Source organism: Kitasatospora brasiliensis (genome assembly GCF_032654805.1).
Taxonomy (GTDB): Bacteria; Actinomycetota; Actinomycetes; order Streptomycetales; family Streptomycetaceae; genus Kitasatospora; species Kitasatospora brasiliensis.
Genome location: NZ_JAUOOW010000008.1, coordinates 169,616 through 183,578, shown reverse-complemented (window position 1 = coordinate 183,578; position 13,963 = coordinate 169,616). Strand labels below are relative to the sequence as shown.

The 13,963-nt window shown below is 72.3% G+C and carries 16 protein-coding genes, 1 pseudogene and 1 CRISPR repeat array; of the genes and pseudogenes, 10 read left to right on the top strand and 7 right to left on the bottom strand.

Going from position 1 to position 13,963, the window contains the following annotated elements; all coding sequences use genetic code 11:
• The first annotated feature begins 88 nt into the window (after window positions 1-88).
• Window positions 89-475 (top strand): hypothetical protein, encoded by a 387-nt coding sequence (locus QWJ13_RS29480; RefSeq protein ID WP_316528288.1) that lies wholly within the window; start codon window positions 89-91, stop codon window positions 473-475.
• A gap of 102 nt (window positions 476-577) precedes the next feature.
• A pseudogene (locus QWJ13_RS29475) lies at window positions 578-899 on the top strand (IS5/IS1182 family transposase); the annotation flags it as partial.
• A 261-nt stretch (window positions 900-1,160) separates the two neighbouring features.
• On the opposite strand, the gene QWJ13_RS29470 reads toward QWJ13_RS29475, so the two are convergent.
• Together QWJ13_RS29470 and QWJ13_RS29465 are read right to left on the bottom strand one after the other, a co-directional pair.
• Entirely contained in the window at window positions 1,161-1,661 is a 501-nt protein-coding gene (locus QWJ13_RS29470; RefSeq protein ID WP_316528287.1) for an NUDIX domain-containing protein, read from the bottom strand.
• A 60-nt stretch (window positions 1,662-1,721) separates the two neighbouring features.
• Window positions 1,722-3,167, bottom strand: coding sequence for an NUDIX hydrolase (locus tag QWJ13_RS29465; protein ID WP_316528286.1), 1,446 nt, complete (start codon window positions 3,165-3,167; stop codon window positions 1,722-1,724).
• Between the two features lie 410 nt (window positions 3,168-3,577).
• Here QWJ13_RS29465 and QWJ13_RS29460 point away from each other — a divergent pair, with 410 nt between their 5' ends.
• The 5 genes from QWJ13_RS29460 to QWJ13_RS29440 all read left to right on the top strand — a co-directional run bounded on the left by QWJ13_RS29460 (window position 3,578) and on the right by QWJ13_RS29440 (window position 8,873).
• A complete protein-coding gene (locus tag QWJ13_RS29460; protein WP_316528285.1) occupies window positions 3,578-4,741 on the top strand; it encodes a methyltransferase domain-containing protein in 1,164 nt (387 codons plus the stop codon).
• A 587-nt stretch (window positions 4,742-5,328) separates the two neighbouring features.
• Entirely contained in the window at window positions 5,329-5,958 is a 630-nt protein-coding gene (locus tag QWJ13_RS29455) for an HAD family hydrolase (protein ID WP_316528284.1), read from the top strand.
• A 99-nt stretch (window positions 5,959-6,057) separates the two neighbouring features.
• Window positions 6,058-7,245, top strand: a complete 1,188-nt coding sequence (locus QWJ13_RS29450) for a helix-turn-helix domain-containing protein (protein ID WP_316528283.1) — start codon at window positions 6,058-6,060, stop codon at window positions 7,243-7,245.
• A 264-nt stretch (window positions 7,246-7,509) separates the two neighbouring features.
• A complete protein-coding gene (locus QWJ13_RS29445; protein ID WP_316528282.1) occupies window positions 7,510-7,695 on the top strand; it encodes a hypothetical protein in 186 nt (61 codons plus the stop codon).
• Window positions 7,696-7,964: 269 nt separating this feature from the next.
• Window positions 7,965-8,236: direct repeats of the CRISPR family, unit length 28 nt; unit sequence GTCGTCCCCGCACTCGCGGGGGTCAGCC.
• Between the two features lie 277 nt (window positions 8,237-8,513).
• On the top strand, window positions 8,514-8,873 hold the full coding sequence (locus QWJ13_RS29440) for a hypothetical protein (RefSeq protein ID WP_316528281.1): 360 nt from the start codon (window positions 8,514-8,516) through the stop codon (window positions 8,871-8,873).
• Window positions 8,874-8,914: 41 nt separating this feature from the next.
• Here QWJ13_RS29440 and QWJ13_RS29435 read toward each other — a convergent pair whose 3' ends face one another.
• Together QWJ13_RS29435 and QWJ13_RS29430 are read right to left on the bottom strand one after the other, a co-directional pair.
• Window positions 8,915-9,304 carry a VOC family protein gene (locus QWJ13_RS29435; protein ID WP_316528280.1) on the bottom strand — a complete coding sequence of 130 codons (390 nt, stop codon included), beginning with the start codon at window positions 9,302-9,304 and terminating at the stop codon, window positions 8,915-8,917.
• A gap of 113 nt (window positions 9,305-9,417) precedes the next feature.
• A complete protein-coding gene (locus QWJ13_RS29430; protein WP_316528279.1) occupies window positions 9,418-10,518 on the bottom strand; it encodes a DUF5937 family protein in 1,101 nt (366 codons plus the stop codon).
• A gap of 92 nt (window positions 10,519-10,610) precedes the next feature.
• Here QWJ13_RS29430 and QWJ13_RS29425 point away from each other — a divergent pair, with 92 nt between their 5' ends.
• Window positions 10,611-10,829, top strand: coding sequence for a hypothetical protein (locus QWJ13_RS29425; protein ID WP_316528277.1), 219 nt, complete (start codon window positions 10,611-10,613; stop codon window positions 10,827-10,829).
• Between the two features lie 24 nt (window positions 10,830-10,853).
• Here QWJ13_RS29425 and QWJ13_RS29420 read toward each other — a convergent pair whose 3' ends face one another.
• The 3 genes from QWJ13_RS29420 to QWJ13_RS29410 form a co-directional block, all read right to left on the bottom strand.
• A complete protein-coding gene (locus tag QWJ13_RS29420) occupies window positions 10,854-11,126 on the bottom strand; it encodes a hypothetical protein (protein WP_316528276.1) in 273 nt (90 codons plus the stop codon).
• 25 nt (window positions 11,127-11,151) lie between these two features.
• Complete coding sequence (locus tag QWJ13_RS29415; RefSeq protein WP_316528274.1) at window positions 11,152-12,105, bottom strand: WGR domain-containing protein; 954 nt, start codon at window positions 12,103-12,105, stop codon at window positions 11,152-11,154.
• Window positions 12,106-12,170: 65 nt separating this feature from the next.
• Window positions 12,171-12,734, bottom strand: a complete 564-nt coding sequence (locus QWJ13_RS29410; protein WP_316528273.1) for a DUF6461 domain-containing protein — start codon at window positions 12,732-12,734, stop codon at window positions 12,171-12,173.
• Window positions 12,735-12,955: 221 nt separating this feature from the next.
• Between QWJ13_RS29410 and QWJ13_RS29405 the strand changes: the two genes are divergently transcribed.
• Entirely contained in the window at window positions 12,956-13,210 is a 255-nt protein-coding gene (locus QWJ13_RS29405) for a hypothetical protein (protein ID WP_316528271.1), read from the top strand.
• Window positions 13,183-13,956 (top strand): endonuclease/exonuclease/phosphatase family protein, encoded by a 774-nt coding sequence (locus QWJ13_RS29400; protein WP_316528270.1) that lies wholly within the window; start codon window positions 13,183-13,185, stop codon window positions 13,954-13,956. The genes QWJ13_RS29405 and QWJ13_RS29400 overlap by 28 nt, the downstream gene beginning before the upstream one ends.
• Window positions 13,957-13,963: the final 7 nt, after the last annotated feature.

Here is a 13,963-nt window from a genome sequence, read left to right as displayed (position 1 = left end):
GCACCCCCAAGGAAGGGGCGAATCGGCTGAGAGATGCGGCCGGATCTGATCTGCGGAGTCGAATCCTCCACCAACATACTTCTGACCCATGGAACTCAAGAAGCGCATCGCTGCCGTGACGGCCTCGCTCGCAGCTTTCGCGAGCACCGCACTCGTCCTGGCCCCCGACGCCTCCGCCGTCTCATGGAACGGCTGCAACTACCCCCAGGTCTGCTTCTACCAGAACATCATCAGGTGGAACGCCGGGAATCCCGACGCCCGGTACCAGGACATCACATCCGGCTACCAGAACCTCAGCACCGCCGCTCGCGGGGCCAACTACGTCTACAACACCCGCAACGACGACGTTGCGTGGCTGCGCTACATCGAATACGGCGAGACGAAGTACACCTGTCTGTCCCCCAACTCGATGGAAAGCTTCGACGCGGTGGAAACGCTCACCGGCATCAAGATCAGCTCGGCGTCACACTGCTGATCAGGCGGCTCGGGCCCGGGGCCGACCACCTGGGAAGCCGGTAGCGCCGGGCGTTCCCAAGGGCTGTCCCGTAAGTGATCTCGCCCTGCAATGATCTCCATCGTGTCAGGTGTGATCACGGCGTCGGAACCGTCCTGGATAGCCCCGTTTACCGGGCTGAGCCCGCGCGTCTTCGGCACGTTGGTGACCGCGCTGCGCCGCGAGGCCCCCCGGGCCAGGGGCGGCCGTGGGAACTGCCGCTGGAGAACCGGGCGCTGTCGGTGGTCGCCTACTGGCTCGCCGCCGGTTCGCCGAGGCACCGTGCTGGTAGTCGACGGCACCCTGGTGCCCACCCGGGACCACGGCATCGCTGAACAGTCAGAGAACTACCGGTACTCCACCGGCCACCAGGTCGTCAGTGACGCGGACACCCGCCTGGTCGACTGGTGGAAGTACCCCTTCCGCGTACCCGCAGGGTCTGGTCCGGACCGCCGGACGACAACGCGCCCGAACCCGGAATCCTGGTGCGGACGGACCGCGGGTCCGTTGACCGGCCGGAGGAGATCGAGGGCGGTGACCGCCACCGGCCCCGGGCCTGGTGACGTGATCAGGTGTGAGGCCAACAGCTCCCTAGTCGGCGGGGTGGAGACCGGGAGGCGGGTGGAGCGGGCCGGGGGCGGGTGGGCGGCGGTGGCGGCCGGGCACGTCAGGACTCCGTAGGTTCGACGGCCCCGACCAGGGCGCGCGGGTCCGGGTCGCCGTCCCAGCCGTGGAGGGAGAAGCCCCGGCCGCCGTGCAGGTAGGCGGTGAGGGCGGCGTGGGCGGTGGGGAACATCGGGGTCGGCAGCGCGGCGGCGTCCTTCCACTCGACGGTGAGGTGCTTGTCGGGCTCGGGGTTGGTCAGCTCGCCGTGCCAGCGGGTGGCGGCGAACGCGGAGAGCAGGAACGGGGTCCTGCCGTCCCAACCCGCCTTGACCTGGACGGTGTGGACCAGCCGCAGCTCCTCGGGGGCGACGGTGAGCCCGGTCTCCTCCCGCAGTTCGCGGGCGGCGGCCTCGTCCAGGCGCTCGCCCTCCTCGACCTTGCCGCCGGGCACCGTCCACACCGGGGTCGTGGACCAGCTGCCGTTCGCGTAGTGGACGCAGGCGATCCGGCCCGCCGCCTCGTCGTGGACGATGACGCACACGGCCTGAAGCAGGGACTCCATGGCGGGGCTCCGATCGGGGGGGACGAAAGGGGAGGGATGAAAGGGGAGGGAGAGCAGTGCTCACGAAGGAGATCGACGCACGCGAAGTGGGGCGGGCCAGCCGACGGCCGAGACCGCCCGTCCCGCGGCGATCTCGGCCAGCAGCGGCAGGTAGTGCCGCAGGTACGGCGGGACGGTCAGGTCGAGCACCTCGTCCAGGGGCACCATCCGGACGGCCAGGCCCTCGTCGCCGAGGCGCAGGTCGGTGTCGTCCCCGTCCCAGTGGGCATGCAGGACCCGGGTGAGCGGGAGGCCGAGGTCCGGGTGCGGGTCGGGGAGGGGCCGCAGCCCGGTGATCTCGATGCCGGCCTCCTCCCGGACCTCGCGCGCCGCGCTCTCCCGGGCGCTCTCGTCGGCCTCGCGCCAGCCGCCGATCGGCGTCCAGTAGCCGGGCCACGGCATGCCCGGCCGGTCTTCGCGCAGGTGCATCAGCAGTCGGCCCGCGCGGTCGGTGACGAAGACCAGGACGCCCTCGAAGTCGTCGCTGTCCGGGGCGGGGCGCTCCAGGTAGAGCGGGACACCGGAGCGCTGGGCGCGCAGCACCTGCCGGAGCCGCCGGTAGCGGTCGGGGGTCATCAGGGTGCGCCAGTCGTGGGCGCTCTCGAACCGCCACTCGGTGTGCTCGGCGGGGTCGAGGCGGATCCGCGCCTGCTGCTCCTCGGTGAGGACGCCGCCGTCGAAGACGTAGCCGCAGGCCGGTACGGGGTGTTCGGCGCCGGCCTGCTCGTGGATGACGGCGACCAGGCGACGGCGGGCGACGGCCTCCGGGTTCTCGGCGGCGAGGTCGAGGCCCAGTTCCTCCTCGGCCTCGCGCAGGGCGGTGGTGAACGGGGTCTCGCCGTGCTCGACGTTGCCGCCCGGGAAGTGCCACACGCCCGGGTCGACGGCGGAGCGCAGCCCCAGGGCGCGGCCCTGCGGGTCGGTGACCAGGAAGCAGCCGTACGTGAGGGGCCGGGCGATGGTGGCGAGATAGCCGCCGACGGGCCGCCAACCGGGGCGGGCCAGGCGGTCGGTGAGCCACCGGATCAGCTCGCGCCGGCCGGTGCTGGTCGGCGGCAGCCCGTCCGGGTCGGCCCATTGGTGGTCGTCGTGGTCGGGGGAGAGGGCGATGGGGGTGCCGTCCGGGACGACGGTGGTGAAGACGAACTGCCGTACCCGCCGTCCGTTCTGGTTGGTGAAGTCCAGGTGCCGCACGTACTCCAGCGGCAGGCCGGCGAGCCCGGTCTCCTCGGCCAGCTCGCGGGCGGCGCCGGCCGCCACGCCTTCGTCGTCGTCCCGGCCGCCGCCCGGGTATTCCCACAGGCCGGGCAGGACGTCGTGCGCGGCCCGGCGGATCATCAGGATCCGGCCGGAGGCGTCGCGGACCACCACGCCGACGCCGATCCCCTCGACGCCCTCGCGCAGGGCTTGGTCGGTCAGTACGTCGAAGTTGATCACCGGCTGCTCCTCGGGGTTGTCGATGCTCATCAAGTCGCCTGCGTGGAGGCCGAGTTCCGGGCAGCGCGACAGGTGGGCCGGGTCCCGATGATGAGGCTGTTCGAGCGCTCCGTTCAAGTGGGCGTCCTCCGGGCGAGCCCGGGTCGAACAGAGACGTATCCAGCACCTCTCCTCGGCCCCGGCGGCGGTGAACCGAGCCATGGTGCGCCGGGCGACCGCGCGCCCCTGGGTACCTCCGTGCGCCGTCTACCGTGTGGCGCGGGGATCCGCCAGGATGACCAACCGGCCGTTCGAGACCGACGGAAGGGAAGCCCGAGATGGGTGAGCACGAGAAGCCGGCACCGGACCCGGGGCAGGGAACGCCTCCGCCGCACAACGCCGACAGCAAGGTCGAAAAGCCCCCGGCCGGCACGGGCAAGCACAAGAAGGGCTGAGCGAGGGTGAGCGACGAGGACCTGACCGGGCGCCGAGCCCGCCTGGACGCCGAGATGGAGCAGCACGGGGCCTGGCCGGCCGACTCGCCGTGGCTGCGCGAGGCCTTCGCCGCGCTGCCCCGGGACGGATTCGCGCCCGACCGGCTGTGGCGGTGGGACGGCTGGGCCTACCTGCCGCTCGACCGCGCGGTGGACCCGGACGGCTGGGCCGGCGAACTGTACTCCGGCGTCTACGCCGCGGCCATCACCCAGCTCGCCGACGACCGGCCGTCCTCGTCGCTGTCCGCGCCCTTCGCGGTGGCGGACATGCTGGACAGCCTGCGGCTGGAACCGGGACACCAGGTCTGGGACATCGGCACCGGCCAAGGCTGGACGGCGGCCCTGGCCTCCTGGCGGGCCGGGCCGGGGCGGGTGGTCTCGACCGAGGTGGACGAACGCCTGGCCGCGTTCGCCCGCACCCGGCTCGCGGCCGCCGGACTCGACACCGAGGTCACCGTGGCCGACGGCACCGCCGACGGTCCGCCCGGCGGTCTCGTCGACCGCGTTCACGCGACGTACGCGGTGGAGGCCGTGCCATGGTCCTGGGTGACGGCCGTCCGGCCGGGCGGACGGATCGTCTACCCCTGGGGCCGCCTCGGCCACGTCGCCCTCACCGTCGCCGACGACGGCCAGTCCGCCACCGGATGGGTCCAGGGCCTCGCCCAGTTCATGGGCGACCGGCACGCCCCGGCCCAGCCGAACACCTCGATCGCCGCGTACACGGCCGTACGCGGCGACGCCGAACCCGAGACCCGGCGGAAGGTCGACCGCGACCCGGCCCCGCTCGACGACGACTGGGACCTGCGCTTCGCCCTACGGGTAGCCGTCCCGGACGCCGTCCTGCTCACCGGCCGCGACGAGGACGGCGTCAACGCCTGGATCCACGACGGCCACCAGTCCTGGGCCACCCTCACCTCCCGCAGCGCGGGTTCACCGCCGCTACTCCTCCAGGGCGGGCCCCGACGGATCGGCGACGAGGTACTGGCGGCGTGGGCGCAGTGGGAGGACCTCGGCCGCCCCGACCGGTACGACTACGGCATCACCGTCACCCCGGCCGCCCAATGGGCCTGGCAGGGCGGGCCGGACGGGCCCCGGTGGGCCATCGGGGAGCGGGCACTGAGGGTGGGGTAGCGGAAGCGGCACATGGGATGATGCGCACGGGCGTTGACGCCGCACCCGATCGGCGGCGGCGTCGAAGCGTTCGTGCGGCGGGGCGTCAACATGTGCAAAAAAGTGGCAAAGCGCCCGCATCGCCGCAGGTCGCGAAGGGTTCTCCCCGCACCCGCGGGGGTCAGCCGTTGCCCTTGTTCTTGCCGCCGGGGGTGCCCAAGTTCTCCCCGCACCCGCGGGGGTCAGCCGGTTGATTCTCAGATCCGGCTCCGCCCTGACCCGTTCTCCCCGCACCCGCGGGGGTCAGCCGTAGCTGGACACGATGACCATCACCCATTCCTCGTTCTCCCCGCACCCGCGGGGGGTCAGTTGGAGGCGACGGTGGTGGAGGTACTGGATGCGGTGTCGTCCCTGCACTCGCAGGGGTCAGCCGTACTGCGACGCCGGCGTCCTGCCCCGGCCCGGGTCGTCCCCGCACTCATGGGAGTGTTTCACTGCCTTCGGGCGCAGCCCTCGGCGTCGACCGCGCTGAGGCAGCTACGGTCGGACAGCACAGCTCAGAGACGCCACGCCTTCTCGCAGCATGGCCAGGTCGTTAGGCTGCGGCCATGTTGCGCTCCGTGGTGTTCGACATCGGCGAGACCCTGACCAGCGACACCAGGTACTGGGGGGACTGGGCCCGGTGGCTCGGCGTTCCCACGCACACCATGTCGGCTCTGGTCGGGGCGGTGCTGGCTGAGGGACGGGACAACGCCGACGCGATCCGGATCTTGCGGCCGGGCGTGGACATCGCGGAGGAGTGGCGGGCCCGGCAAGCGGCCGGTCGGGGTGACTGCCTGGACGAGAGCGACCTCTACCCGGACGTGCGGCCCGCACTGTCCCGGCTGCGCGTCAAGGGACTGTGGGTGGGCATCGCGGGCAACCAGAACGCCGCCGTGTCCGGCCTTCTCCGCAGACTCGACCTGCCGGTGGACGCCATCGCCACCTCAGCCGAGTGGGGCATCTCGAAGCCAGCGCCCGGCTTCTTCGAGAGGCTTCTCACGTGGGCGCCAGGTGAGCCGGACGAGATCGTGTACGTCGGCGACCACCCGGCGAACGACATCACCCCGGCCCGGGCGGCGGGCCTGCGGGCCGCGCACCTTCGCCGCGGCCCGATCGGCCTGACCACGACCGCGCCGGATGCGGACTGGACCATCGATTCGCTGGCTGAGCTGGTTGAGCTGTTGGTCGGCCCGTAGCAGAACCACCCCGATGGCGTGCCTGTCGGGGCAAACCCAGTACGACCTCGTACGGGCGCCGGTACCGTTCCGCATGCCACCACGGAACGGAGCCAATGCATGCCCGGGACCACTGCCGCCGTACTCGGCCAACAGATCGAAACTGCCCGGTACGCTGCCGGGTTGACGCGGCGCCAGGTCTGTGACGCGTCCGGGGTGAGCATCAGCATGCTCCGCAAGGTCGAGCGCGGCGAGCGTCGGCCCAGCGACCAAGTCCTCGAAACGCTCGCGCGGGCCGTCCGGTCGACGCCGGAAGACCTCCTTGGCGGGACACGCCGGACTGACAGTCGCGTACACCGGGACATCCCGGCTCTCCGGCGAGTCATCGCAGCGTACGACCTGCCGGAGGACGGCCCGGTACGGCCGCTCCAACAGATCGCGGCCGACGTCGAGGCCGCGGTCGAGGACCGGGTGGAGGCCAGGTACGCGCGCCTCGGCGACCGGGCTCCCGGACTGCTGGCCGAACTCTTCCGCGCCGTCGACCAAGCCCCTGACGGGCGGGAGCGGGCGTCGGCAGCCCGGCTCCTGGCACTGGCAGTGCGATCAGCGGACGCGGTGGCGTACAAGTACGGGTACCACGACCTCAGCGGCCGCCTGGTAGAGCTGATGCGGTGGGCTTCCAAGCTCGTCAACGATCCGGCCCTGGACGCGGCCGCCGCGTACGTCCGCACAGAGGTCTTCTTCGCAGCCCAGCAGCTCGGCTCTGGCCTCCGTGCGCTGCGGGCTGCCGTCGACCAGATGCCTGCACCGTCGTCAGAGCGGTTGGCCGCGGCCGCGGCTGCTCTGCACATGCGGGCTGCGGTGGTAGCCGACCGGATGCAGGGGGCGGACGACGCGCGACTCCACTTGCGAGAAGCGGAGGCCCTGGCCTCCCAGGTGCGGGAGCGGCTCTACGACGGCACCGCAGTGGGGCCGGACTCCCTGGAGGTCCACCGGCTGGCGGTGGCGGTGGAACTCGGAGAGCCGGAGGACCTCCGGGAAGCGGTTAGCGCCGCGACACGGTGGGCCCCGCCTCGGGACCTGCCGGCTGAGCGCCGCTCGCACTACTACATCGACCTCAGCAGGGCCCAGGTTCAACTCGGGCGCCCGCAGCACGCCGCCGAGTCTCTGCTGGTGGCACGACAGATCGCACCGCAGCATGTGCGTGCGCATGAGCAGGTGCGGGCCGAGCTTGCGACGATGGTTCGACTGACCCGGGGCCGGGACACCCGGGTGATGGCGCTCGCGCGATGGGCCAAGGCCGTGTAGCGGAGAGTGCCACAGCTTGTGGCACTTCCGGGGGTTGGCGACGTGGATCGTAGTGGGCGTGACAGGGACACCGACACGAATCGTGACTGACCCCATCGCCATAAGCCCGGCGCGTCTACACGGGGAGGCCTGCTTCATCTGCGGCTCCCCTGAGCCGCCGCTGACCCCGGCCGGACACGTCCACACCGTGACCGGCCCCGGTCAGGCACCGCTCGGTTGGGCCGTCGTGGCACACCCCAATTGCCTCACCCCGATGGAGAAGAAGTGAGCGAGCCGCAACAGCAGACCGTCGACCGTGCCCCGGCCGACCCCGACGAGCCGGTGTGCGGGAACTGCCGCGACTGCGGACAGTACGGCCTCGGCCGCTACGCCGGAGCGGCCGACGGCCTCTACGACTGGATCACCGAGCACGTCGGTTGCCGGCGGCCCGGCGCCCGGGTCGTCCGGTGACCGCCGTTGGGGAACCCCGTTGAGGCGCAGACGGAACACGGGCTGTGCACCAGCTGCGGCCGATGAGGCGAGGGGCCGTTCCTGCGCGACCTCACCCGGCACACCTCCGAGGTGAAGCGCCTCCAGCCCCGAGGCGTTCCTGTGAAGGAACGATGATCGGCAACACCGACTCCATCTCACCGCGTTCATCGACAGGACGTTCGTGCAGCGGCACACCAGCATGTGCAAAGAAGTAGCAAAGCGTCGGCATCGCTGCAGGTCGCGAAGGGGTCGTCCCCGCACTCGCGGGGGTCAGCCGGGCCGCCTCGCCGCCTGACCCACCGCCAGCAGGTCGTCCCCGCACTCGCGGGGGTCAGCCGTTGGTTAGGCGCTCGCGCTCTTCTCGGGGCAGGTCGTCCCCGCACTCGCGGGGGTCAGCCGGACCGGCCGGAGCTTCTGGCGGAGCTGGACGCGTCGTCCCCGCACTCGCGGGGGTCAGCCAGGCGGGGTGGGCAAGACCTTCATCTCGTCCGGGTCGTCCCCGCACTCGCCGGGGTCAGCCGGATGATCGCTGGGCAATTGGCGTTGGTCGCCGGTCGTCCCGCACTCGCCGCGGGGGGGGCAGCCGCCCTCGGAGGTCTTTGCGCAGGTGCGGTACCAGCCGGCGACTGCGCGGATCGCGGCGGGGGAGTCGTAGGCGCGGGCGTAGATCTGGCGGCTGGTCTCGTCGATAGCGCCGGGGTGGCGGTGAACTGGTCGACCTCGCAGTTACGACTCCAAGCGCGCGCTGGACGCGGCCATGCTGGCCTTCTGGAGCCGGGGGTTACGAGGGCACCGCCATGTCCGACCTCACGGCGGTCATGGGCATGAGCACCCCCAGCATCTACGCGGCGTTCGGGGACGAGGAGTCCCTGTTCCGGAAGGTCGTCGAGCGCTACATGGCGGGCCCCGGCTCCTACCTGGGAACCGCCTGCGGCCAGCCGACGGCCGAGGCGCTGGCCGTGAACCCCCGCTCGGCCACGGTACGGGACTACCTCACCGGGCTGCGGGAGGCCGGGGTGACGACGCTCGCCGAACGACTCCGGGCCTTCTCCGGATCCGACGGTCTGCCTCCCGGTGCGGAGGCCACAGCCCTCGCCCGACTGCTGGTCACGGTCGCCGACCGGATGATGACCTGCTGGCCGCGCCGCGCAGGCTGAAGGCCCGGGGCCGCACGAGTGCGGCCCCGGGCCTTACCCGCCTACGACTGCCATCCGCCGTACGGCACAGTGATGAGCTCCATGGCGTGCCCGGCCGGGTCCGTGAAGTAGACGCCGCGGCCGCCGTCGTTGTGGTTGATGGTGCCGGGCTGTTTCCCGTGCGGGTCGGCGTAGTGTTCGATGCCGCGCCGGGTGATGCGCGCGTAGGCCGCGTCGAACTCCGCTTCGGAGACGAGGAAGGCGTAGTGCTGCGGGGTGATCTTGTCGGCGGGGATGGCGGCGAAGTCCAGCGTGACGCCGTTGGCGAGGCGGACGGCGATGAAGGGGCCCCATTCCCCGGTGATCTCAAGGCCCAGCAGGTCCGTGAAGAACTCCGCGGACTCCCGGTTGTCGCGGGCGTGGACGATCGTGTGGTTCAACTCGACTGACAAGGGATGCCTCCGATGGGCAACTCCCGACACCTCCATGCCTCGCCCGGTCGGCGACCGGCACGCGGTGTCGCCGCCGACCTTAGCCGCTGCTCCGGCGCCGCAGTAGGGATCCCTTAGCGCAGCACCGACTCCAGGAAGTCGCTGCCGATCCGGGCCACCACCGAGAGGTCGAGCTGGTGCAGGACGTAGCGGCCCCGGCGCCGGGTGATCAGCAGCCCGGCCTTCTTCAGGACGGCGAGGTGGCGGGAGACTTCCGGGGCGGTGATGCCGTACGCGTCGGCCAGCTCGCTCGTCGAGTACGCGCCGCGCGACAGGTTGCGGCACAGGCTCATCCGCATCGGGTGGGTCAGGGCGTCCAGGCGCAGCTTGACGGTCTCCACCGGCTCGGTGCCGCCGACCTCGTGGGAGGCGGTCGGGTACTGGATGACCGGCTGCCAGCCCGGCGAGTAGAGGGAGAACAGGTGCGGCCAGCCGAAGATGGTCGGCAGCAGGGTGACGGCGGTGCCGCGGGCGTCGGTGCGGCCGTGCACCAGCTTGTCGACGACGATGCGGCTGCCGTTGTCGTCCTCCTCCAGGCTGAGCGCCGACGACGCCGCGGTGAGCGCCTCCGCCAGGCCCTTGCGGCGCAGCAGCTCGGTCTTGTGCCGGGCGTCGGCGGCGAGCTGGACGCCGACCCGGCGCCAGGTGTCGGCGAAGAAGGCCTGGTCGCAGTCTTCCAGCAGGCGTCGTATCCAGGCGCGGGTGGCGGTGGGTTCGGCGAGCATCCGCTCGACGAACGCGGCCTGGCGCGGGCCGCGGGCGGCCGCCAGGTCGAGCGCGCGGCGGCGCGCCCACGCGTCGACCAGCGGCGACGGCAGGCCCTTGGGGTAGTGGCTGGTGCTGCACGAGATCTCCAGGGCCGCGCCGACGAACCGCTCGTCGTCCATCCGGTCGAGGTCGTCCAGTTCCTCGGCGAGGGTCTCCCGGGGCTGGGCCGGCATCAGGAAGTCGGAGCGGGTGGCGCGCCACATGAACTCGGCTTCGAGCAGCCGGTCGGCCAGCTCCGGCTTGAGCGCGGCGGAGGTGGCCGTCGTCCAGGCGTGCAGCCGGGAGTGGTGAGCGGGCTCGGCCAGCGCGTGCAACGCGTTGCCGAGCTCGGCCAGCGGCGAGGGGCAGAAGGTGATCCGCTCGTGCGGAAGTCCGGTGATGTCGATGGTCACGCTCACGGTCCCCATTCTGCCGGGCCGGGCGGGGGCGTCCGTGTGCGGATTGACGAGGGCCGTCAATCGACGGGACCGGCGGGGCGGCCGGAGTGCACGGTGAGCCCATGAACGCACTGCACCAGCACCTCTTCGACAGCTACCGGGCCGCCCAGCGCGCCGAACCCGCCCCGCCCGCCCCCGGTACCCATGACCTCGCGGTGCTGCGCGCGGCCCGCGACCACCGCCGCTTCGAGGCCGTCCTCGCCGGCCGCCCGGCCACCGGCCGGCTCCGTTTCGCCCTGCGCGTGGCGCTGCGGCGCCGGCTGAACGCCCGGGCCTGCTGAGCGGCCTGTTTCACGACGTACCGGTCACAGCTCCTCCTCGGCGCCCGCCCGGGCGTTCCAGGACCGCGCCCAGCTCTCCGCCTGCTCCAGGGGCCACAGGGAGCGGGCGCCGGGCTCCTTCTCCTCACCGGGCTCCTTCTCCTCACCGGACTCCTTCTCCTCACCGGGCTCCGCCCCCGTCAGGGCACGCACCAGCGCCGGGCTGTGGAGCGCCTGGACCCGGGCGTTCACCAGGAACCGGCTCTTGATGACGATCCGCGTGTAGCGGCGGCCGTCGCCCCGGTGGCGTCCGGCCACGATGACGCTCGCTCAGCCGGCTCCCTCAGCCGCCCAGGAAGGACGACACGTCGGCGAAGGAGACGGCCGTCCCGGCTTCGAGGCGCATCGTTTCGCACCGGAAGTTCCGCACCTCCAGCCAGCTCCGCGGCGATGCCTGCGCCAGCGCGTCCAGGAGCGCCCGGAGGTCGTCCGGCCGGTAGACCCGGAACTTCCGTGACGGGGAGGACGGGCGGTAGTGCGACGGCTCGATGTCGAAGCGCAGGTCGACGACGGGGTGCGGCGATCGCCCCCAGTCGCTGTGGGGCAGCCCGGCGCGGCCGTGGATGCGGGCGTCGACCAGCACCTCCGGGTCCTCGTCCCCGATCTCGCAGTCGGACACGGGGAAGGCCGTCGCCACCCGCGCCGCCGCTGCCGGGTACGCGGCGCAGGCCCGGCCCAGGGCCGGCGAGCAGAACAGCGCGTGGTCGAAGGGCCCGACCGGGTTCGGCAGCCGGACCTTGTGGTGGGAGCGGCCGTCGAAGGCGAGGTCGCGTCTGGCGCAGAGGAACTCCAGGAAGGCGGCGACCGGCCCGTCCTGGTGGCTGTCGGCCCGTACGGCGAAGCGGATCGCGCTGCGCCCCTGCTCGCGCAGCACGTAGTACTCGTAGAAGCCCCTGGGGTGACGGGGCGTCTGCGCGCTGCGGTAGACCTCGTCGAAGCCGTCGACCGGCTGGTGCCGGGCGGTCTTGGCGACGATGTCCAGGACGGGCGCCGCCGCCTCGGCCGAGGCCGGATCAGCGGGCGGCTCCACCTCGGTGAAGCCCTTGCGCAGGCGTTCGGCGATCTTGCGCGCCGCGTGCCGCCGTGCCTGTTCCTCGTCGTCGAGCGTCGTCGTACTCGCCTTGCACGAGGCCCGGTCGGAGCCCCACCGGATGTGGCAGCGGATCCCTTCCCGCCGGATCTCCCAGTACCCGGGCCCGGCGGCCCCCTGCCGCTCGAACCGCCGCCATCCGGTCATCCGGCCTCTCCCGCCGTCCAGGCGGCAGGCCTGTGCCGGTACCGCATCCGGGCGGACCCTACCCCTTACTCGGGGACCACCCCGCCGAGGAGTTCCTCCTCGACCACGTCCGCGTACGGCAGGCCGAGCCCGAACGCCCGCTCGGCGAGCACCAGCATCCCGGCCACCGCCCCGGACCCGGCCGCCTCCCCGGAGGGGTCCAGACCGACCTCCGACATCAGGGCGTTGAACCGGTCGGGGTCACTGCCGTGACGTATCCACGGCATGCCCGGATCGAATCCGCACACCTCTTCCGTGTTCTCGCGATAGGTGAAGTACGGAATCGTTTCCGTACTGACCAATGCGACGGCGCGTGTCCCCGCGGAAACCACGTCCAGCACCCCGTCCTCGAACACCCGCGTCCCCCAGGCCTGCACCGCGTACGCCCAGCCGCCGTGCACACCGGCCCGGATCATGGTGACGCCGTCGTCGAGCTGCCGTTCCTCGGCGTCCTCCTGATCGATCATCTCCAGGCTCTCGGCGTCACAGCCCAGCCTGAGCAGCAGTTCCCGTGCCTCCAGGCTCTCCGCGAAGGTCACGGAGAATCCGTTGCCGAACACCTTCTCCAGCCATTCCATGGCGCTGCCCACCGAATCTCCCGGTTCGTCGAAGCCGGTTCGTCGTAGCCGGTCCGCCGTCCCGGACACCGGCCGGAGTTCAACGTACCCGCCGCCGGTTCGACGGCCGATTCGGCCACGAAGCATCGATCGGTCTCCGCCTTCGGGGCGGAACCGGGCCCCGGACGCGGGCGTCCGTGCTTCACAACGGCGGCCGGTGATCACGGCCGCCGTCCACCCCTGGAAGGAGCACCGTGACGGACCGTACGTCGAAGAGCACGCCGCCCGGCAGCCGGAACCGTTGGCGTACCGCCGCGCTGACCGGGTGCGGGGTGCTGCTGCTGGGGCCGGCCGCGCTCGCGGGGGTGCGGCTGCTCGGATGGGACGACGGGACGGTGCTGGCCCTGCCGATGGCCGGGCTGCCGTACGCGGCGCTGCTAGGCGTGCTGCTGCTGGTGGCGGTGGTGGTGCTGCGCGCGCGGTGGTGGTGCTGCGCGCGCGGTGGCTGACCGGGGTCGCGGCCGCGCTGGTGGTGCTGCACCTGTGGTGGCTGATACCCCGGCTCGTCCCGAACGGGACGGACGCGCCCGCCGACGCGCCCCGGCTGCGCGTGGCGACCAGCAACAACTTCATGGGGCAGGTCTCGCCGACGTCCCTGGTCGACCTGGTGCGCGACCAGCGGATCGACGTGCTCGCGGTCGAGGAGCAGAGCGACTCCGCCGCCGACGCGCTGGACGCGGCCGGCATCCGCGACCTGCTGCCGCACCGCGAGCGGCCCGCCGGGACCGACACCGCGCTCTACACCCGGCTGCCCGTCAGCTCTGCCGCCGACCCGGCCTGGCCGACCACCAACCTGACCGTCGAGGTCGGCGGCCGCCCGGTGCGGCTGGTCGCCGTGCACACCTACTACCCGGTCGGCGACGCCCGTCGCTGGGCCGATGACCTGCACCGCCTGCGCGCCGCCGCGCCCGGGCGCGCCCACAACGCGGTCATGCTGGGCGACTTCAACGCCACCCTGGACCACAAGCCGATGCGCGACCTGATCGACACCGGCCTGACCGACACCCATGAGGAACTCGGCGCCGGCCTCTTCCCGACCTGGCCCCAGGACCACCCCGACTACCGCGTCCCGGCCGCGATCCAGATCGACCACGTCCTGCACGGGCCCGCGCTGACCGCCGTCGACGTCACCGAGCACGCCCTGCCGCGCAGCGACCACCGCGCCGTGGTGGCCGAACTCGCCGTCCTGCGCTGACCTCGGG

What these genes read in the sequence shown, in the direction of transcription:
- QWJ13_RS29415 (WP_316528274.1), bottom strand. Translation starts at nt 12,105, where the DNA reads ATGACCGGATGGCGGCGGTTCGAGCGGCAGGGGGCCGCCGGGCCCGGG.
- QWJ13_RS29430 (WP_316528279.1), bottom strand. Translation starts at nt 10,518, where the DNA reads ATGGGGACCGTGAGCGTGACCATCGACATCACCGGACTTCCGCACGAG.
- QWJ13_RS29480 (WP_316528288.1), top strand. Translation starts at nt 89, where the DNA reads ATGGAACTCAAGAAGCGCATCGCTGCCGTGACGGCCTCGCTCGCAGCT.
- QWJ13_RS29425 (WP_316528277.1), top strand. Translation starts at nt 10,611, where the DNA reads ATGAACGCACTGCACCAGCACCTCTTCGACAGCTACCGGGCCGCCCAG.
- QWJ13_RS29465 (WP_316528286.1), bottom strand. Translation starts at nt 3,167, where the DNA reads ATGAGCATCGACAACCCCGAGGAGCAGCCGGTGATCAACTTCGACGTA.
- QWJ13_RS29470 (WP_316528287.1), bottom strand. Translation starts at nt 1,661, where the DNA reads ATGGAGTCCCTGCTTCAGGCCGTGTGCGTCATCGTCCACGACGAGGCG.
- QWJ13_RS29455 (WP_316528284.1), top strand. Translation starts at nt 5,329, where the DNA reads ATGTTGCGCTCCGTGGTGTTCGACATCGGCGAGACCCTGACCAGCGAC.
- QWJ13_RS29450 (WP_316528283.1), top strand. Translation starts at nt 6,058, where the DNA reads ATGCCCGGGACCACTGCCGCCGTACTCGGCCAACAGATCGAAACTGCC.
- QWJ13_RS29440 (WP_316528281.1), top strand. Translation starts at nt 8,514, where the DNA reads ATGTCCGACCTCACGGCGGTCATGGGCATGAGCACCCCCAGCATCTAC.